Below are 20,419 nucleotides of genomic sequence, written 5' to 3' on the forward strand. Positions count from 1 at the left end.
AATTTGGAAATGCAAAAAAGGGCACGTGTAATATACAATCCAACATCTGGCCGTGAGGCCTTGAAACGCAACCTGATTGATATTCTCGCTGTTTTCGAAGAAGCTGGTTATGAAACTAGTGCATACGCAACTACTCCTAAACCTAATTCAGCACGCGATGAGGCCAAGAGGGCATCATTAGATGGTTTTGACTTAATCGTTGCTGCTGGTGGGGATGGAACTATTAACGAAGTCGTTAACGGGATTGCACCACTAGAAAAACGTCCTAAGCTAGCAATTATTCCAGCTGGGACTACCAATGACTTTGCCCGTGCATTGCATATTCCAAGAGAAGATCCAATTGAAGCGGCCAAAGTTGTTTTGAAGGGTCAAACTTTCAACATGGACATTGGTAAAGCTGGAGAAAAATACTTCATGAATATCGCAGGTGGTGGTTTATTAACCGAATTAACATACGATGTTCCTTCAGATTTAAAGACCATTTTTGGTTATTTAGCTTATCTAGTTCGTGGAGCAGAATTACTTCCAAGAATTAAACCAATTCAAATGGATCTTGAATATGATGGTGGAGAATTTAAAGGTAAAGCTTCAATGTTTCTACTTGCCATGACTAACTCAATCGGTGGTTTAGAACAAATCGTTCCGGATGCTAAGTTAGATGATGGTAAGTTTACAATGATTATTGTTAAGACTAGTAACATCGTTGAAATCGTTCAATTACTTGCGAAAGTCTTAAGTGGTGGTCGCCATATCAATGACCCTAGAATCATTTACAAAAAGACCAGCAAGTTAGTTGCTAATCCTGTCGAAGACAAGATGCAAATTAACTTGGATGGTGAATATGGTGGCGACGCACCAATGACTTTTATTGACTTAAAACAACATATTGAAATGTTTGCTAATGTCGATGAAATGCCAAAGAAATCTATCAGTTTTGATGCTGAAAAGGTGGAAAAAGAATTCGTCGATAAAGTTGATAAATTATCATAGTGGAATTTAAAAACGAAAAGTTTTGTTGTATGATTATTTTAGAAGATTACAACAAAACTTTTTTGTTTAGAAAAAGGGGTAAATATGAAATTTAAAGCACCAGTTACAAAGAACGAAGAATATGAAGTCGATATTATCGACTTAACTTATCAAGGCCTAGGAGTTGCTAAGATAGAGGATTATCCTTTGTTTATTGAAGACACTCTTCCAGGCGAAAAAGCTTTGATTAAAGTAATCAAAGTTAACCAAAACTTTGGTTTCGCAAAGTTAGAAAAATTACTAACTAAATCACCAGATCGTGTAGAAAACATTGATAAGAACTACACTCGTACCGGAATCGCTCCATTACAACATCTAAAATACGATGCTCAATTGGAATTTAAGCAACACCAAATCCAAGAACTTTTCGATAAGTCTAAGATGGATGTTGAAGTATTGCCAACTATTGGGATGGATAACCCAACTCATTACAGAAACAAGGCGCAAATTCCAGTTCGTTCAATTAATGGAAAACTACAAACTGGTTTCTTCCGTAAGCACTCACATGATTTAGTAACTATTGAAGATTTCTACATCCAAGATCCAGAAATCGACAAGGCTATTGTTGTCGTTAGAGACATCTTACGTAAGTACCACATCGAACCATACAATGAAACTAAGCACAATGGTGTGATTAGAAACATCATGGTTAGAAGAGGACACTACACTAACGAAATGATGATTGGTTTAATTACTCGTACCAAGAAGATTCCAATGGTTGATATAATTGTTCGTGAAATCAAGGAAGCCTTACCAGAAGTGACAAGTATCATGCAGAACATCAATTTGTCAGATGGTAACGGATTATTAGGTAAGAGTACTATTTGTCTAGATGGTAAGAAGTACATCGAAGATAAGTTACTTGGCTTGAAGTTCGCTATTTCATTGAACTCATTCTACCAAGTTAACCCAGAACAAACTGAAAAACTTTACTCTCTAGCAATTGAAAAGGCTCAACTAAATGGTACTCAAACAGTAATAGATGCTTATTGTGGTATCGGTACAATTTCACTAGCTGTTGCTGAACATGCCAAGAAGGTTTATGGTGTGGAAATTGTTAAGGAAGCCATCGAAGACGCTAAGATTAACGCTCAAAAGAACCACATCAACAATACTACATTTGTAACCGGTAGTGCAGAGGAACAAATGGAAAAATGGCAAGCACAAGGATTGAAACCAGATGTTATCATGGTTGATCCTCCACGTAAGGGACTTGCATCATCATTCATCGACAGTGCTGCTCAAGTAGCACCTAAGAAGATTGTTTATGTATCATGTAACCCATCAACATTAGTACGTGATGCTTGTCGATTAGCTGAATACGGATATGAAATTACTCAACCAGTTCAACCTGTTGATCAATTCCCACAAACCGTTCACGTTGAATCAGTGACTGTATTTGAAAAGAAATAGATAATAAAGAAGACACCTTGAGGAGGGTGTCTTTTTTTATTTGTCGAATTTCCAACTTCGACCCTTATTAATATTTATTTTTTCTTGTATAATATCATTAGGATTAACTTGTAGTTTTTCGCACATGTAGTAGCAATATATCAATACATCAGCTAATTCTAACTTCAAGTTATCTTTTTCTTTAGATGACATAGCATTATCATCTTTCTTCCATAGAAAGATTTTTTCAACTTCAGAAGCTTCAATACCTAAAGCTCTAGATAATGAAATGAGTGTATGATATTGATTCCATCCTCTGTCATTTCTAAATTCAATTAATTCTTGAATTATATCTTTATATTCCATAAAAATTCTCCTTTAAGGTGGGTGTTTCATAAATGTCTAATAGCGAAATAGCTAAACCAATCATTAGAAAATATGATTACAGTATTAATAGTGACATAGAACAAGAAATTTTGAAACAAAATAATACTGATGAAGAGCATGAATTAATAACTAGATTTCCAACTGTATACATAGTTATAGATAAAATTCGTGGTAATAGAAAAAAATTTGGACAATTTAAAGCATATGTTGGAGAAACCAATAATATAGTTCGAAGAACTGAGGAACATTTAAATAGTGAGTCAGAAGATAGAACAGATTGGACAGAATTAAATAATTCTAATGATGCTAAAATAATTGTTATTGCTCATAAAGAGTTCAATAAATCATTAACTCTTGATGTTGAAAATCAATTGATGAAATATTTACTTAGTGATGATGCTATTGGTGAATTGAATAATCGTAGATCCAATGACCAAGATTTATATTTCACAAGAGATCACTTTAGAGACATATTTCAGAACATTTGGGATGAACTATCTAAAAGAAATGAAAATATATTCCCAAGTGTTGATGATATTACCAATTCCGCAATTTTTAAAGCGTCTCCATTTCACAAATTAACAGATGAGCAACTAAATGCTAGAGATAAAATAATTGATAAAATCAAAAAAATCAGGAATGGAGATAGTACTGATAATTTGATTATTATTAAGGGTTCTGCTGGTACAGGAAAAACAGTCTTATTAAGTTCTTTATTTTCGGAGCTTAATAAACCTGATAACCAAGAAGCGTACATACTTGTTAATCATGATGAACAGGTAAAAGTTTATGAAAATATAGCTTCAAAAATTGGAATTAAGACTAAGATGGGTGATAGTATTGCTAATAAGCCAACTATGTTTTTGAATCAACATCTAGTTGACGAAATTAATAAAGGTAAACAAAATAAAGTTGATATTTCATTAATTGATGAAGCTCATTTATTATTCACACAAGGTAATCAGTCATATCAAGGTAAAAATCAATTGGGTGATATAATGAACGTTTCAAATGTTGTAGTGGCGGTTTTAGATCCAATGCAAGTATTAAAAAATAATGGATACTTAGAACAAACTTACTATGATACATTAATAACGAATGCTAAAAAAAATAATAACTTAATCGAATTATCGGATCAAAACAGAATGGTTGCTTCAAAAGAAACGATCAATTGGATTGAAGATATTGTTACTAAGAATGAAATTAATAAGATTCCTAATGACGAAAAATATGATTTAAGAGTATTTGGCAATGTTAATGATATGTATAATGAAATCAAGAAGCATAATGATAATATAGAATCATTAACTAAAGGTTTATCTAGACTAGTTGCAACGTATGATTGGAAATATATTAAAAATAAGAAGAATATAATTAAATTAGAAAATGGAAATGAATTTGCGGACTTATGGCGTGTTAAAATTGGTGATAAATTTAATTTACCATGGAATAATCAGCTACCCGTTGAAAAAAAATATAAAGGATTATCTTGGGCTGAACAACCACAAACAATAAATGAAGTTGGATCAACATTTACAATTCAAGGATTTGATCTTAACTATTGTGGGGTTATTATTGGACCATCTGTCAAGTTTAGAGATGGTAAAATAGTTTATGATAAATCAGAAAGTTATGACAAAAAAGTGACTGGTAGGAGAACTTTAAAAAATGATGAAAAAAAGGATGTATCGTCAGAGTTAATTCGAAACCAGCTTAACGTATTATTAAAACGTGGTGTTCATGGACTATTCATTTATGCAGTTGATGACGAACTAAGAAAAGAACTACTGCGACAAAGTAAGTAAATTAAAAAGACACCTCCACTCAGGTGTCTTTTTTGCACTCTCATGTTTTTTGTTATATATTATTTTTTATAAAAAATGAATGTAAAAGTAGGCGAAGATAATGCGTATTAATATTATTCAACATACTCCAAACGAACGACCAGGTTCAATTTTAGATTGGGCACATGACAGGGGACATGATGTTTATATCTATCATCCATACCAATTTGGTATTCTACCAAAGGTAGATGAAACTGATATGTTAATTATTATGGGTGGTCCAATGAGCGTTAACGATGATATTGATTGGATTGAGTTCGAACGTGATATTATTAGAGAACTCGCTGAAAAAGATGTTCCAATCTACGGTGCTTGTTTTGGTGCACAACAAATTGCCAAAACATTTGGTGCCAAGATTACTACTTCAATGGCTAAGGAAGTAGGATGGGCGCCTGTATACTTAAGATCCGAACGCATTCCTGGAATTTACAACAAGCTTACTGCAATGCATTGGCATGGTGAAATGTTTGAGATTCCTAAGAATGGGGAATTATTATTCTCCAGTGATTTGGTGGAAAACCAAGGATTCATTATTGGTGAAAGAATTGTTGGTTTACAATTCCACTTTGAACTAGGTACTGACGAAGTTAGAGAAATTGTTACCAACGACAATAAGTACGTTGCAGGATCTGCTTTAAATCAAACCAATGAAGATATCTTAGCTAGACCAGTGCCAAAAGAAAATAAACAAGTGATGTATGCAATCTTAGATTACATCTCTAAAGGCAAATAATCGCTATATTTGAAGATGTATTAATCATTAATATAAATAGACTATCCGTATATTAAAATTGCTTCAATCAATAAATTAATACGAAAAAAAGCATTCGAACTTAATCGAATGCTTTTTTATTATTTACTGTTCTTCAAATGTCTTTGTTGTAGGTAGTAAACTGGAATTCCAATTAGTGTTAATAGTAATCCAACTAGAGCTAAACCAGTTTGTGTAATTAGTGTTTCGGCTAGGATGAACACACCACCAACCAACGCTATAATTGGCACGATTGGGTACCAAGGAACCTTATATGGACGAATCATTTCAGGTTCTTTACGGCGAAGTTTAAATACGGCAATGAATAGTAGACAGTTAAATATCCACATAACAAACACTAACATGTCAGTTAATAAGTCGAAACTTCCCGCGAAAATCATTAAAATTGCGATTACGAATTGGAAGATTCCAGAAGTGTATGGCACGCGAGTTTTCTTAGAAAGTTTAGCAAACCAATCACTAAATGGAAGGGACTTACTTTGACCCATTGCATAAGGAATTCTCATTCCTGATAGTGTGTAACCATTTAAGGAACCATAAACTGAAACTAGAATACCGATAGTAACTAACTTACCACCGAATTCACCGAATAGCTTGATAGCAGTTTCAGACGCCGTGTTTTGGTTACCAGCAATGTGATCAATTGGTAATGTTTTTAGAAATGCAACGTTTACCAATGTGTAAATTACCATAATCAAACTTAGACCAATAATAATAGCTTTTGGTAAGTTTTTCTTAGGGTTCTTAATTTCACCAGCAACGTCACAAACACCAATCCAACCATCGTAAGCAAACATAGTTGCTAATAAACCTGAACCAAAGGCAGTCCAAACGTTGGCGTGATTACTTGGACTAATTGGTAAGAAGGAAACGTGAACAGCACCAGGAATAAATAAACCAAAAATAGCAATTAAAATAATTGGAATTAACTTACAAATAAGTGCAACTGTTTGAACGTTTCCGCTAATTTTTGATCCCAATAAGTTAATGAATAACACACTCAATGCCACAATGATTGCCATTGGGTTTAGGATGCTAGGATTTAAATGGAATAGATTAATTAATTGTGTTGAGAAAATGATTGCTTCAGCGGCAATATTAGCAGGGTAGTAGACCAATATTTGAGCCCAACCCATTGAGAAACCGGTTAGCGGACCATAGGTATAATCTAGATACTTAATGGCTCCTCCGGTCTTAGGAATGGCAGCAGCTAATTCAGATACAGTTAAACCAGCACAGATGGTCAATAAACCACCAACAATCCATGCTAAAACAGTTAATGTAAATGAGTGGGTGCTATTAACAACACTGGCAGTTTTAAAGAACACACCAGCACCAATAACAGTTCCCATCACTGTTGAAAGAGCCGCCATCATGCCAATTCCACGTTTTAGTTCGTTTTCTTGCATGACGAATATCCTCCTAGATAATTTTTAATATAAAAAAGGAAGGGGTCTAAATAGACACCCAACCTTTTTAATAAATAATATTAGTTATTATTTGTCTTCGCTTTCAACATCGTGTTTACGTTGGAATTCAGCAATGTTCTTGTATTCAGTTTGAAGTTGACGACTCAAACGAATGTAGATAGGAGCTAATTCACGGTAAACTTTGTAGTTGTCAGGATTTGGCTTGTGGGCGTTAGTTACTCCAACGAAGTCTTTAACCTTTTCTAGGTCATCAATGATACCTAATGAGTACATACCTAATGTGGCAGCACCTAAAGCAGTACCTTCAAAACTTTCTGGAATAGTAACATCTTGTTCGAAGATGTCAGCTAACATTTGACGCCATAGTTCTGAACGAGCAAAACCACCAGTAGCTTGGATACTTGTTGGTTTACCAATAACTTCTTCTAAGGCAAGACTAACAGTGTATAGGTTAAATACGATTCCTTCTAGAGCTGATCTAATCATATGAGCACGAGTGTGGATACGAGTTAAACCAAAGAATGAACCACGAGCGTTAGCGTCCCAGATAGGTGCACGTTCACCACCTAAGAATGGGTGGAATAGTAATCCATCAGAACCGGCTGGAATTTGTGAAGCAATTTCAGTTAATAGGTCGTATGAATCCATGTGCATTTGTTCAGCAGTAACCTTTTCAGGAGCACATAGTTGATCTCTTACCCAACGGAAGACGATACCACCGTTGTTAACAGGTCCCCCGACAACCCATTTGTCTTTTGATAAGTAGTAACAGAAGACACGACCCTTAGGATCAATAACAGGTTTGTCAGTAACGACACGAACGGCACCAGAAGTACCAATTGTAACAGCTAGAACACCTGGCTTAATAGCATTAACACCAAGGTTAGCTAATGGACCATCTGAAGAACCGATAACGAATGGGGTATCTTCATCGATACCAATTACGTTAGCGTAAGCTTTGTTTAGTCCTTTGAATTGGTATGTAGTGTCAACTAGTTCAGGAAGTTGGTCACGTGATACACCAGTTAATTCAAGTGCTTCTTCGTCCCAATCCATCTTGAAGATGTTGAACATACCAGTAGCATTGGCAATTGAGTAATCTTCTTTTAATTCACCAAATAGTTTGTATAGGATGTATTCCTTGATACCTACGAAGTAGGCAGCCTTGTCATATACATCTTTTCTTTCATTCTTCAACCACATTAACTTGGTTAGAGGAGTCATAGGGTGAACTGGAGTACCAGTCTTTTCATATAATTCCTTAGCCTTACCGCTTTCCTTTAGTTGGTCAGCGTAGTTAACGGCACGGTTATCAGCCCATGTAATAGCACGAGTTAATGGTTTGTGGTTTTCATCAAGTAAAATCAAACTGTGCATAGCACATGAGAATGAGATACCCTTCAATGTACCATGTTTAAGGTCAGCCTTACGTAAAACTTCAGTTAGACCTGCAAGCATGGCAGAGAAGATTTCTTCTGGATCTTCTTCGGCCATATCTGGAGTATCTTGGTATAAAGGATAACCATCGTTTGAGTATCCCTTAACTTCTCCATCGGTATCGTACAAAACAGTTTTTACACTGGTTGTTCCAATATCAACACCAATGATGTAGTTCATAACATAACTTCCTTTCGATCTAAAAAGAGAGACTTAATTATTTTTTTAATAATGTTAACTATTATAATAAAATCCACATAAAAAGTCATCACTAATTTATTTAGTTACCGCTTTCATTATATTGAAAACAAATGGTCGATTCAAGTGTTTTAACGTGTTTTATAGTAATTTGCAGTCATTATGATTATAATAAGGATATTGTACAAAAGAGGTGAGTGAATGGATACCAGAATGTCTTTGTATCATCAAAAACCAAAGCCTACTAAAAAATACGGCCAGTTTTTCAAAAAATATGCATGGTTAATTGCAATTTTAATTGTGTTATTTGGTTCCATCTTTAGCTATGTTTCATACCAAAACTATGAGAATAATATGATTAATAAGTATCAAGTTAAGGGAATCATGATTAGCCAATCTAATGGGTATATTGATTTTGTGACCCTAGCCAATACCGGCCAAAAATTTGTCTATATTCGTGCCAGTCAAGGTGCCACATATACAGATGATGACTTTAGTGATAATTTTCAACGCAGCCAGGGATCTGGTTTGCAAGTTGGTTCTTACCACGTTTTTAGTACACAAACGGCGATTAAGGATCAATTGAAGAACTTTACACGAGAAGTTGGCGATGATTACGGGACATTACCGCCATTAGTAGAGGTGACTTCACCTTTATCTGATGATCAAGTTCATCGACTTTCTGATTTCATTTACATGGTTCATAAATACTATGACACCAACGTAGTTGTAAGAAGTAGCACGAGTGTCTTCAATCGATTAGACGAGAAAGTAGAACATGATGTGCAGTTCTTTAGCGGAAACGTTAATAATAAACGGGCTAATTTTATCGAAGTGAAGAATAATAGGAAAATTAATATCGATGGTTCAAACGTCTATGTTAATCAAATTGCCTTTAATGGTAACAAGAAAGGTTGGCAACAGTACCTATTGAAGAATCAAGACCGTTAATAAACATCGATATTAATGAAGATATTTGCTAAAATAGAACATATATTAATTCGAATTTAAGTAGGGGAACCCAGAATGTTAGAACAATTTCAAAAGTATTTTAACAAGCTTGGATATGACAAACAGACGCTGATTCAAGAGCGCGTCTATCCAATTATCAAGAACCATGATAGTGTATTAGGACTATCACCAACCGGATCCGGTAAAACAGTTGCATTTTTAATTCCAAGCATCGAAATTCTAGAACCTGAAGGTGGTTCACAATTACTAATCATCGAACCATCTCAAGAACTAGCAATTCAAACTGCAAAGGTAGCTAGAAATTGGGCTAATTTGCGTGGAATGAAAGTGTTAGCTCTAACTGGTGGAGCCAACATTAAACGTCAAATGGAACGTTTGAAAAAACATCCCGAAGTAATTGTTGGGACAGCAGGTAGAATAAAGAATTTAATCGATGATAAAAAATTAAAAACACATCTTTTTTCTACTATTATAATTGATGAGGCTGATGACTTATTACAAGGTGAGACTCTGACTACCGTTAGGGACATTGTTTCTTCTATGATGTCAGATGTTCAATTGGAATTCTTCTCAGCAACAGCCACACCAATTCTAGAACAATTATCAGGTTGGTTTGGTAACCGTGAGATTAAAAAGGTCGACGTTCGAGAAGAAGACAAAACACAAGGACACGTTGAACATGGCTTGATGAATGTTTTACGAAAGAATAGAAATAAGATGTTGGCACGTTTACAACACGTTGCTGGTTTCAAAGCATTGGTTTTCTTCAATCAAACCGTTGATTTGAATAAGACCTATAGTTTCTTCGTTCATAATCACTATCAAGGAGTGGCAAAGCTAACATCTGATCAAAATCAAACAAAGCGTCAAAAGGCCATGGATGATTTCAGATTAGGGCGTATCAAGTTACTACTAACTACTGATGTTGCGGCGCGTGGTTTGGATATTGCTAAGCTACCGGCGGTTGTTAACTATGATTTACCTGATGAAGCCATCGACTATGTTCATCGTGTAGGGAGAACCGGTCGAATGGGTGAAGACGGCATGGTAATTAATTTCGGTGATGACCATGATTTAAGAGACTTGAAGAACTTGTTATCCGATTATGACTTTAACTTTCAGCCAAGTTACTTCTACAAGAATAAGATTGTAAAGTCTGTTCCAAAGACTGCTGAAAAAGTTGTTGAAGTTGTTGAAAAAACAACCAATAACGACAAGCCATCTAAGGATGAATCAACCAAACCTCGTGTTAAGAAGGTTAAAAAACAAGTGGTTTCCAACCCAGCACCAAAAAAACGCGTCAAGAAAAATAAACACACCAAGAATAAAGGTATGCGTAACAAATGGCGTAAAAACAATAATAAGCATAATTAAAGAGCTTTACATTAATTTACTAAAATGCGACAATATTAATTGTCGTTTAATGACTCCATAGCACAACTGGATAGGGCGACCGCCTCCTAAGCGGCTGATCTCGGTTCGATTCCGAGTGGGGTCATAAAAAGCACTAGCATTTTAAATGTTAGTGCTTTTTTTATATTTACATAACTTTTACATGAAAATAACTTTAAATTTACAAACCATCGATATACTAAGCTTGTAACATAAAATATTGGTTAGGAGATATTGATATGATTAAAATGAATAAGGTTCTATCAATTGCTTCAGTTGTTTTGGTTTCAGCTTCACTATTAGCTGCCTGTGGTAGTATAAGTGGTTCACAGGCTAGCGGGGATGTATCAGTTGTTGGTTCAACTGCTTTACAACCATTAGTGGAACAGGCAGCAAAGGATTATCAAAAAGATAATTCAGGTGTTAACATTTCTGTTCAAGGTGGTGGATCTGGAACAGGATTAAGCCAAGTTCAATCCAAGAGTGTTTCTATTGGTAATTCTGACGTTTTTGCGGAAAAACAAAGTGGGATTGACGCTAGTAAGTTAAAAGATAACAAGGTTGCTGTAGTTGGTATGGCACCGGTTGTTAACAAGGGTGTTGGAGTTAAGAATATTTCACTAGAAAATCTAAAAAAGATTTTTACTGGTAAGATTACCAACTGGAAAGAACTTGGGGGTAAAAACCAAAAGATTGATGTTATCAATCGTGTAAAGGGAAGTGGAACCAGAGCTACTTTTGAAAGTAACGTTTTGAATGGAGCTTCAGCTATCCAAACCCAAGAACAAGATTCTAATGGTGCAGTTAAGAAAATTGTTTCATCAACTCCTGGAGCAATTAGTTACCTAGCATTCTCATTCATTGACAGTAGTCTTCAACCACTATCAATCGACAATGTTGCACCAACAGACAAGAACGTAGAGACTAACGCTTGGAAGATTTGGTCATATGAACACATGTATACACCAAAAACCGCAGATAAAAACGCTACTAAATTTATCAAGTACGTTGAATCTGGTAAAGTTCAAAAGACTTTAGTTAATAAGCTAGGTTACATCAGTATCTCAGACATGAAAGTAACCAAAGATAGTAATAACAAAATCGTAAAATAAACCAATTTTAAGAGATCAGTTTAATAAAACTGGTCTTTTTTTGTACCCATTTCTAAAATTTACATAAAATTTACAAAAAATCTAAATTAGATTTACATTAAATCGTTATACTTAGTTTTGTAAATTAAAAAAGGATGATTTTATTATGATAAAAATTAAAAAGTTAGCGATTATGACATCGGCAGTCTTATTCGCAGGGACAGTATTAACAGCGTGCGGAGTTAGCTCTGCGTCAAACGATAAAATTACAGCGGTTGGCTCAACAGCCTTACAACCTTTAGTAGAAGAGGCGGCTAACGATTATCAAAAGGAACACAAGAATCTATCAATTACGGTTCAAGGTGGTGGTTCCGGAACAGGTTTGAGTCAATTGCAATCTAGAGCAGTGACAATCGGTAATTCTGATGTGTTCGCTGAGAACCAAAAGGGAATTAAATCCAAAGACATCGTGGATCATCAAGTCGCGGTAGTTGGAATCACCCCCGTCGTTAACAAGGGGGTCGGAATTAAAAATATTAGCATGAAGAATTTGCAAAAGATTTTCGAAGGCAAGATTACCAATTGGAAACAAGTTGGCGGTAAAAATATTCCAATCGAAGTCATTAACCGTGTGAAGGGTAGTGGTACCAGAAATACATTTGAAGCGAATGTAATGGATGGCCACAGTACCGTAAAGGCACAGGAACAAGATTCAAATGGAACCGTTAGAAGAATCATTGCTACTACTCCTGGAGCAATCAGTTACCTATCATTCTCGTTTGTCGACAAGACCATTAAATCACTATCAATTGATAACGTTAAACCTATAGATAAGAATGTAGAGACAAACGCTTGGAAGATTTGGTCATATGAACATATGTACACAGCCAAAAAGGTTAGTGATAACACTAAGAAGTTCTTGGCATACATGAATTCAGCAGAAGTGCAAAAAGGTTTAGTAAAGAAATTAGGTTACATTAGTATCAGTGATATGAAAGTTAAAAAGGATGCTAACAATAAAGTAATCAATTAATTGGAGGAAGACTCATGGAAATTAATAAGAAAATATTAATGCCATCTAAGGAAACACGCCAAGAAAGATTTGGTCGTACTTTAAGTTTCATTAGTATTTCAGCAATCGTCGTCTTGGTGGCTTTAATTTTATACTTCATCATCTCAAAAGGAATTTCTACCTTTACTGATAACCACGTTAACTTGTGGGATTTTATCAGTAGACAAGATTGGTCACCTTCAACAATCGGAAAAGATGGTAAACCTGAAGTAGGGGCACTACCAATGATCGTGACATCATTTAGTGTTACTTTCTTATCTGCATTGCTTGCAACACCATTTGCAATTGCGGCTGGTATTTACATGACAGTAATTGGTCCTAAGAAGAGTCGTGGGTTCCTACAAACTGTTATCGAATTACTAGTTGGGATTCCTTCGGTAGTTTATGGTTTTATCGGATTAACCATCATTGTTCCAATCGTTAGAACTTTATTTGGTGGAACTGGTTTCGGGATTCTATCAGCAACATTAGTATTGTTCGTCATGGTTCTTCCAACCATCACATCACTAACTGTTGATAGTCTAAACGCCGTACCAAAGCACTTATCTGAAGCATCACTTGCTTTAGGTGCCACTCGTTGGCAAACAATCTACAAGGTTATTCTAAGATCAGCAACACCAGGTATCTTAACAGCCATCATCTTTGGAATGGCCAGAGCATTCGGTGAAGCATTAGCCGTACAAATGGTAATTGGTAATGCCATCCTAATGCCTAAGAACTTGATTACACCATCATCAACATTAACAAGTCAATTAACTACCGGAATTGGTAACACTGTCATGGGAACTCTAGGCAACAATGCTTTATGGTCATTAGCCTTAGTGCTACTTCTAATGTCACTATTCTTTAACATCTTGGTTAAGTTAATTGGAAAGAGAGGTAAGTTCTAATTATGAATCCAAAAGTAGTTAATAAAATTGCGACCGGCGTGATTTACGGATTAGTAATTCTAGTTGTTGCAATTCTAGCAGCATTAATTGGTTACATCTTGGTAACCGGTGTGCCTCACATCTCATGGCACTTCTTAACCAGCCCAGCACAATCATTCTTAGCTGGTGGGGGAATTAGAGATCAACTATTTAACTCAATCTACCTATTAGTTCTTACATTAATCATTTCATTTCCAATTGCCTTAGGTGCCGGAATTTATCTAGCTGAATACGCTCCTAAGAACTGGTTTACTGAAATCATTAAGACAACCATTGAAGTATTAAGTTCACTTCCATCAGTTGTTGTGGGACTATTCTGTTACCTATTATTCGTTGTTCAAATGAGAATGGGATTCTCAATTCTATCAGGTGCGATTGCACTTACATTTTTCAACTTACCTCTATTAACAAGAAACATTGAAACATCATTAGAATCAGTTTCATCACTACAAAGAGAAGCTGGACTATCACTTGGTTTATCACAATGGAAGACAATCACTGGTATCATCCTACCAGCTGCAGTTCCTGGAATCATCACAGGGATTATCCTAAGTGCCGGTAGAGTATTCGGTGAAGCTGCCGCATTGATTTACACAGCTGGTCAAAGTGCTCCATTCGTGGATTACACTAACTGGAATATCTTCTCAGACACTAGTTTCTTGAATCCACTACGTCCTGCTGAAACGCTGGCCGTTCATATTTGGAAGGTTAACTCAGAAGGAATCACTCCTGATGCTAATGCCATTTCAAGTGGTTCATCAGCCGTATTAATTATCGTAATTTTACTATTTAACATTTTCGCACACTGGATTGGAAACCGTTTGTACAAGAAAATGACCTCAAGCAAGTAAGGAAGGTTTAACATGAAAAACTACAATTTAAATCAACAATATGTACGTGACTTCGCAGTCGAGAATGCAATTGAAGCTCACCATGTAAACGTTTCTTATGGTGAACACCAATCAATTTTTGACGTATCACTATCATTTCCTCGTTTTAAAGTTACTGCCATGATTGGTGCATCTGGATCAGGTAAGTCAACTTTTCTTCGTTCAATCAACAGAATGAACGATAACGTGGCAACTGTCGACGGCGATATTATGTACCGTGATGTAAATATCAACGACGATAAGATTAATGTTTATGAATTAAGAAAACACATCGGAATGGTGTTCCAACGTCCGAACCCATTTGCTAAGTCAATTCGTGAAAATATCACGTTTGCACTTAAGAAGCATGGTATCAAGGACAAAAAGGAATTAGATGAACGTGTTGAAACCAGCCTAAAAGAGGCTGCCTTGTGGGATGAAGTAAAGGATAAACTAGATGAAAGTGCGCTATCACTATCAGGTGGTCAAGCTCAACGTTTATGTATCGCCCGTGCGATTGCTATGAAACCAGATGTCTTACTTCTTGATGAACCAGCATCAGCGCTGGATCCAATCTCGACTTCAAAAATTGAAGATACTTTAAATCGTTTGAAGGAAAAATACACAATCATCATTGTTACTCATAACATGCAACAGGCTTCTAGAATGAGTGATTATACTGCATTCTTCCACCAAGGCCATTTAATTGAATTCAACAAAACTTCTCACATCTTTACCAGACCAAAGATGCAAGCAACAGAAGACTATATTTCAGGAAACTTCGGGTAGGTGAATTACATGACTTCTATTTTAAGAACAGAAAACGTTCATTTATACTATGGTGAAAAAGAAGCATTACATGGTTTTGACATTGAGTTTGAACAAAACGAAATTACTGCTTTAATCGGGCCATCTGGTTGTGGTAAATCAACATTTCTAAGATGTTTAAACCGTATGAATGATTTAAGAAATAACACAACCGTTACTGGTAGTTTCAAAATTGGTGATCGAGACATTTATGCACCAACTACCGATATGACCGAATTAAGAAAAGAAATTGGGATGGTATTTCAACAACCAAACCCATTTCCATTCTCTGTGTATGACAACGTGGCATATGGATTAAGAATTGCCGGTGTTAAAGATAAAAAAGTTTTAGATGAAGTAGTTGAAAAGAGTCTAAAGCAAGCTGCTGTTTGGGATGAAGTAAAGGATGATTTAAACAAGAACGCATTATCATTTTCAGGTGGTCAACAACAAAGAATTTGTATCGCCAGAGTGTTGGCGGTAAAACCTAAGATTATTTTGATGGATGAACCTACCAGTGCGCTAGACCCAATCTCAAGTGCCAAGATTGAAGATACTCTGTTAGAATTAAAGAAAGATTTTACAATTATCATCGTTACACACAACATGCAACAAGCATCAAGAATTGCTGACAAGACAGCATTCATGCTAAATGGGGATTTAATTGAATACAACAAGACTTCTAAGATGTTCTTAAATCCTGACAAGCAACAAACTAGTGACTACTTAAATGGAGAATTCGGATAGGAGAGCTGATTATGAGTCAAACATTTAACGACAAACTAAAAGTACTACAAAAGACCTACATGAAGATGGGAATTAATGTTTCTGATCAAATTTACCAATCAATCAAGGCCTTCACTGAAAACGACCAAAAACTAGCTACCGAAATTGTTAATCGTGATAGCAAGGTTAATGACGAAGAAGTGGACCTAGAAAAAGAAGCACTAAACTTAATTGCATTAAGACAACCAGTTGCGTCTAACTTCCGTTCAATCATCACTTTATTAAAGGCTAGTTCTGACTTGGAACGAATTGGGGATCACGCATCATCAATCGCCAGAGAAACTCTTCGTATCAACACAGAAAGTCGTATTCCAGAAGTCAACGAAGCTATTAATCAAATGGCATTAAAGATTAGGGGAATGCTAGAATCATCATTAGATGCTTATGTTCATTCTGATCAAGAAGCTGCAAAGCTAGTTGCACAAGAAGATATTTTAATTGATAAGAAGTTTGTTTTAGCTAAAAACTTAATCGTTTCTGAAATGGAAAAGAATAGTGATAAAATTGAACTAGCAACTATCTATTTAATGGTAGTTCGTTACCTAGAACGTATTGGGGATCATATCGTTAACTTATCAGAATGGATTGTATATAATGCTACTGGTAAGATAGTCGAATTAAATCCTGGTAAGATTGAGCCAGAATTGATTGCCAAGGAACTAAAAAGCAATCCAAAATAGGGAGGTTTAGATGGGATGCAAAGTCTGTTGTTAGTAACAAAACAATTAAGATTAGCCGCTGATGTAAGTCAATTAGCGTTGCAAGATGAATATTTCGTTAATAGCGTTAGTGATGACGAAGATATCGAAATTATGGCTAAAAAAGATAACGTTTTTGCTGTTATTATTGATTTATCAATCTTTGATGACTTTAATCACGTCAAAACGTTGATTGAACAAGTTACTAAGACATTCTCAGGCCCTATTGTTACTTTTGATGACCATTATGATGATCAAAAAGAAAGAGATTGTTTTGAATTAGGGGTTAATGATTACTTCAGTGATTACGTTGATGCCCAAAGAATCATGTTAAGAACACTAAAGCGTGTCAAAATTTATGATGAGATGTTAGAGAATACCGATAAAGCTAAACGTAAAGAGCATTTTAAGGACTTTGAGATTAGTTTGAAGCATTTCCAAGTAAAGTATAAGGGAGAGGTTTTAAACTTTACACCGAAGGAATTTAACATCTTTTATTATCTAATCAGACACCATGACCAGGTATTAAGTCGTGAACAAATATTTAATGGTGTCTGGCGTGAAGATCGAGACGATGGAGATTCATTTATATCTTCTCGTATTGTTGATATGCACGTTAGTCATGTTAGAGATAAGCTTAAAGACTTACCCGAAAATGACGTTGAAATTAAAACGGTCCGTGGATTCGGATATGTACTACAATAAAAAAATCCCGCTTGGAATTTCCAAGCGGGATTTTTTTTTAGGTTTTATTAGTTTAAGAATGCAGTAACTGCAGCTGCTAGAATAATGATTACTAAACCGATTATTGTAACAACCATTTCTTTTTTAGTCTTGTGTTGGTGTAGGAAGTAGATACTAGTTAAAGTAGCTAACACAACAGATGTTTGTGATAACACGAAACCAGTAGCTAAACCATTCATTTTAGGTTCTGCGGAGATTAGGTAAGTTAAAGCGGCAAATCCGAAGAAGAAACCTGAAATGATTTGTAGATAGGAAGTCTTACTAGCAAATACATTGTTGTTCTTAACGTGGAACAAGCAGTATACAACAGCAACTAAGAACATTCCAAGAGCTTGAGGGAAGAACGCATGCATACCATCTAAGTGACTTGATGCTTGTGGTGCTGCTGAGTAACCCCAGTAACCAATAACACCGATAACCAAAAGACCAATTGCTTTCTTTAAGTCAGCTGAACTTTTAGTATCTTTGTTTTCTTGCCAAGCAGTCATAGTAGCACCAATAATAATTACTAATAAAGCAATGAAACCAATGATACGGTGTGTTTCTGAGTGCCAGTTACCTAATGCGAATACACCCCATAGGGCAGTTACAATTAATTGTAACGCAGTGGTGATAGGCATTACTCTTGAAGATCCAACTAATTCAAATGCCTTAAATGACATAATTTGACCAAAGGCCCAACCAGCACCGGAAAGTAATGCTAATACAAAATCCATACCTGTCGGAATTGAATTACCTGAGATTAAAAGAAAAATAGCGGCGAAAATAAGTGTTCCCAAAGTGGAACCATAAATTTGGTTAGTAGGTTTGCCTCCAAATAATGAAGCAATAGTAGGGTATAGACCCCAACCTAAAACTGGACCTAGTCCAATTAATAAAGCAACAGCGTTCAAAGCGTGTCCTCCTTATCATTATATATTATTTCTATAATTAACAATTTACCACAAGTGTTGTTAACATAGTTAGAAAACGAGTAGATTTCATCCAAACTTAAATAAATCTTAAGTTTTAAAACGCCTAAAGTAATATAACATATTTATTAGGGGCTATGTTTCATAAAGTTAAATGAAATCGTTTTCATTTTCCAAAAAGTATGTTATATTATTTCTACAGAAAAGTAAAGCGCTTTCATTCAAGAAACATAAAAATATTTTTAATAAAAGAAGGGGTATTAAAATATGCCATTTGTTGTTTTAGTATTAGGGATATTATTGCTTTTGTTCCTAATCATTAAATGTAAATTAAATACATTTATTTCATTAATTGTTACATCTGTTATTGTTGCTTTAGGTTTAGGAATGAACCCAGCACATATTGCTGTTTCCATTAAAAACGGTATCGGAAGTTCTTTGGGGGAATTGGTTATCGTTTTTGGATTTGGTGCCATGATTGGTCGACTAGTTGCTGATGCAGGTGGTTCTTACAGAATTGCCAGAACACTAATTGATCTATTCGGTAAAAAGAAACTTCAATTTGCAATCGTTGTTGCTTCATTTATTATTGGAATGTCATTATTCTTTGAAGTTGGATTGGTTCTATTAACACCAATCGTATTTGCCGTAGCACTTGAAGCTGAAGTTCCATTTGTTTATCTAGGGATTCCAATGGCAGCTGCATTATCAGCTACTCAAGGTTTCTTACCACCACAACCAGCTCCAACAGCTGTTGCAACAGCATTAGGTGCTAATATTGGTCAAACACTTCTATTAGGTATTATTGTAGCAATCCCTTGTGTGATTGTAGCTGGTCCTTTATATACAAAGATTGCTAAGAAAGTTGCTCCTGAAACATTTGTTGTAAAGACTTCTCTACCAGCCTTTGGTGAAATGAAGAAATATGATTTAAAAGACACTCCAAGCTTTGGACTTGCCGCATTTACTTCATTGCTACCAGTTATTTTAATGGCTATCTCAACTGTTTACGACATGGTATTCAATGGTGGTAAAGCTGTTGAAAATCCACATGGTATTGGTGCCGTTGTTGCAATGTTTGGTAACCCAGTAATTGCAATGATTGTTACTTTATTATTTGCTATCTGGGCTATGGGATTCCATCGTGGTAAAAAGATGGATGATATCACAAATACTGTTACTGAAGCTATTAAATCAATTGCAATGCTTCTAATGGTTATCGGTGGTGGATCAGCATTTAAACAAGTATTAATTGATGGTGGTGTTGGAAAGGCCGTTCAAAACGTAATGGGTCATGCTAACTTATCACCAATCATCCTAGCTTGGTTAATCGCTGTTATTCTACGTGTATCATTAGGTTCAGCTACTGTTGCAGGAATGACAGCCGCTGGATTAGTAACTCCACTAATGCACTCAATGAGTGTAAGTCCAGTATTAATGGCGCTAGCAATTGGTGCTGGATCACTTGCCGCATCACACGTTAACGATGCTGGATTCTGGATGTTTAAAGAATACTTTGACTTAAACGTAAAACAAACATTAAAAATTTGGACAGTTCTAGAAACAATCATTTCCATTACGGGATTATTGATGGTTCTTCTATTAAGTCTTTTCATTCACTAATAATTTAGGTACAAAAAAAGCGATGAGATAATTTTA

The 20,419-nt window shown here is 35.4% G+C and carries 19 protein-coding genes and 1 tRNA gene; 16 read left to right on the forward strand and 4 right to left on the reverse strand.

The annotated features are described in order from the left end of the window. Window positions 1-9: 9 nt before the first annotated feature. Both FD688_RS02640 and rlmD read left to right on the forward strand, forming a co-directional pair. Window positions 10-990: a diacylglycerol kinase gene (locus FD688_RS02640; RefSeq protein WP_138726700.1), complete on the forward strand. Its 981-nt coding sequence runs from the start codon at window positions 10-12 to the stop codon at window positions 988-990. Window positions 991-1,074: 84 nt separating this feature from the next. Next, window positions 1,075-2,442, forward strand: a complete 1,368-nt coding sequence (gene rlmD / locus FD688_RS02645) for a 23S rRNA (uracil(1939)-C(5))-methyltransferase RlmD (protein WP_138741680.1) — start codon at window positions 1,075-1,077, stop codon at window positions 2,440-2,442. A 36-nt stretch (window positions 2,443-2,478) separates the two neighbouring features. Here the strand turns inward: rlmD and FD688_RS02650 are convergent, their stop codons facing one another. Further along, window positions 2,479-2,787, reverse strand: a complete 309-nt coding sequence (locus tag FD688_RS02650; protein WP_138741681.1) for a nucleotide pyrophosphohydrolase — start codon at window positions 2,785-2,787, stop codon at window positions 2,479-2,481. A 32-nt stretch (window positions 2,788-2,819) separates the two neighbouring features. Here FD688_RS02650 and FD688_RS02655 point away from each other — a divergent pair, with 32 nt between their 5' ends. Continuing rightward, entirely contained in the window at window positions 2,820-4,613 is a 1,794-nt protein-coding gene (locus tag FD688_RS02655) for a DUF2075 domain-containing protein (RefSeq protein WP_138741682.1), read from the forward strand. 100 nt (window positions 4,614-4,713) lie between these two features. After that, on the forward strand, window positions 4,714-5,385 hold the full coding sequence (locus FD688_RS02660; RefSeq protein WP_138741683.1) for a type 1 glutamine amidotransferase: 672 nt from the start codon (window positions 4,714-4,716) through the stop codon (window positions 5,383-5,385). Window positions 5,386-5,504: 119 nt separating this feature from the next. Here the strand turns inward: FD688_RS02660 and FD688_RS02665 are convergent, their stop codons facing one another. Next, entirely contained in the window at window positions 5,505-6,833 is a 1,329-nt protein-coding gene (locus FD688_RS02665; RefSeq protein WP_054604894.1) for an APC family permease, read from the reverse strand. 87 nt (window positions 6,834-6,920) lie between these two features. Further along, a complete protein-coding gene (gntK, locus tag FD688_RS02670) occupies window positions 6,921-8,471 on the reverse strand; it encodes a gluconokinase (RefSeq protein WP_034531577.1) in 1,551 nt (516 codons plus the stop codon). 219 nt (window positions 8,472-8,690) lie between these two features. Between gntK and FD688_RS02675 the strand changes: the two genes are divergently transcribed. The 11 genes from FD688_RS02675 to FD688_RS02725 all read left to right on the forward strand — a co-directional run bounded on the left by FD688_RS02675 (window position 8,691) and on the right by FD688_RS02725 (window position 17,810). Continuing rightward, window positions 8,691-9,440 (forward strand): GH25 family lysozyme, encoded by a 750-nt coding sequence (locus FD688_RS02675; RefSeq protein WP_138741684.1) that lies wholly within the window; start codon window positions 8,691-8,693, stop codon window positions 9,438-9,440. A gap of 75 nt (window positions 9,441-9,515) precedes the next feature. Next, a complete protein-coding gene (locus tag FD688_RS02680; RefSeq protein WP_138741685.1) occupies window positions 9,516-10,835 on the forward strand; it encodes a DEAD/DEAH box helicase in 1,320 nt (439 codons plus the stop codon). A 51-nt stretch (window positions 10,836-10,886) separates the two neighbouring features. Then, window positions 10,887-10,959: transfer RNA gene (locus tag FD688_RS02685), tRNA-Arg, on the forward strand. Window positions 10,960-11,101: 142 nt separating this feature from the next. Continuing rightward, window positions 11,102-11,965: a phosphate ABC transporter substrate-binding protein PstS family protein gene (locus FD688_RS02690; protein ID WP_138741703.1), complete on the forward strand. Its 864-nt coding sequence runs from the start codon at window positions 11,102-11,104 to the stop codon at window positions 11,963-11,965. Between the two features lie 154 nt (window positions 11,966-12,119). After that, window positions 12,120-12,977, forward strand: coding sequence for a phosphate ABC transporter substrate-binding protein PstS family protein (locus tag FD688_RS02695; RefSeq protein WP_138741704.1), 858 nt, complete (start codon window positions 12,120-12,122; stop codon window positions 12,975-12,977). Window positions 12,978-12,991: 14 nt separating this feature from the next. After that, on the forward strand, window positions 12,992-13,906 hold the full coding sequence (pstC, locus tag FD688_RS02700) for a phosphate ABC transporter permease subunit PstC (protein ID WP_034531582.1): 915 nt from the start codon (window positions 12,992-12,994) through the stop codon (window positions 13,904-13,906). 2 nt (window positions 13,907-13,908) lie between these two features. After that, window positions 13,909-14,796 carry a phosphate ABC transporter permease PstA gene (pstA, locus tag FD688_RS02705; RefSeq protein WP_041152894.1) on the forward strand — a complete coding sequence of 296 codons (888 nt, stop codon included), beginning with the start codon at window positions 13,909-13,911 and terminating at the stop codon, window positions 14,794-14,796. Window positions 14,797-14,808: 12 nt separating this feature from the next. Then, window positions 14,809-15,603: a phosphate ABC transporter ATP-binding protein PstB gene (pstB, locus tag FD688_RS02710; protein ID WP_138741686.1), complete on the forward strand. Its 795-nt coding sequence runs from the start codon at window positions 14,809-14,811 to the stop codon at window positions 15,601-15,603. 9 nt (window positions 15,604-15,612) lie between these two features. Continuing rightward, the gene (pstB, locus tag FD688_RS02715) at window positions 15,613-16,368 is read left to right on the forward strand and encodes a phosphate ABC transporter ATP-binding protein PstB (protein ID WP_138741687.1); all 756 of its coding nucleotides are present in this window, start codon (window positions 15,613-15,615) and stop codon (window positions 16,366-16,368) included. Window positions 16,369-16,379: 11 nt separating this feature from the next. Beyond that, a complete protein-coding gene (gene phoU, locus FD688_RS02720; RefSeq protein WP_138741688.1) occupies window positions 16,380-17,087 on the forward strand; it encodes a phosphate signaling complex protein PhoU in 708 nt (235 codons plus the stop codon). A 15-nt stretch (window positions 17,088-17,102) separates the two neighbouring features. After that, window positions 17,103-17,810 carry a response regulator transcription factor gene (locus FD688_RS02725; protein WP_138741689.1) on the forward strand — a complete coding sequence of 236 codons (708 nt, stop codon included), beginning with the start codon at window positions 17,103-17,105 and terminating at the stop codon, window positions 17,808-17,810. A gap of 47 nt (window positions 17,811-17,857) precedes the next feature. Here the strand turns inward: FD688_RS02725 and rbsU are convergent, their stop codons facing one another. Next, window positions 17,858-18,742, reverse strand: coding sequence for a ribose/proton symporter RbsU (gene rbsU, locus FD688_RS02730; protein ID WP_054450288.1), 885 nt, complete (start codon window positions 18,740-18,742; stop codon window positions 17,858-17,860). Between the two features lie 285 nt (window positions 18,743-19,027). Between rbsU and FD688_RS02735 the strand changes: the two genes are divergently transcribed. Further along, window positions 19,028-20,383: a gluconate:H+ symporter gene (locus FD688_RS02735; protein WP_138741690.1), complete on the forward strand. Its 1,356-nt coding sequence runs from the start codon at window positions 19,028-19,030 to the stop codon at window positions 20,381-20,383. The last annotated feature ends 36 nt before the right edge of the window (window positions 20,384-20,419 follow it).

It is taken from the genome of Apilactobacillus kunkeei, from assembly GCF_005930975.1.
Classification (GTDB): domain Bacteria; phylum Bacillota; class Bacilli; order Lactobacillales; family Lactobacillaceae; genus Apilactobacillus; species Apilactobacillus kunkeei_E.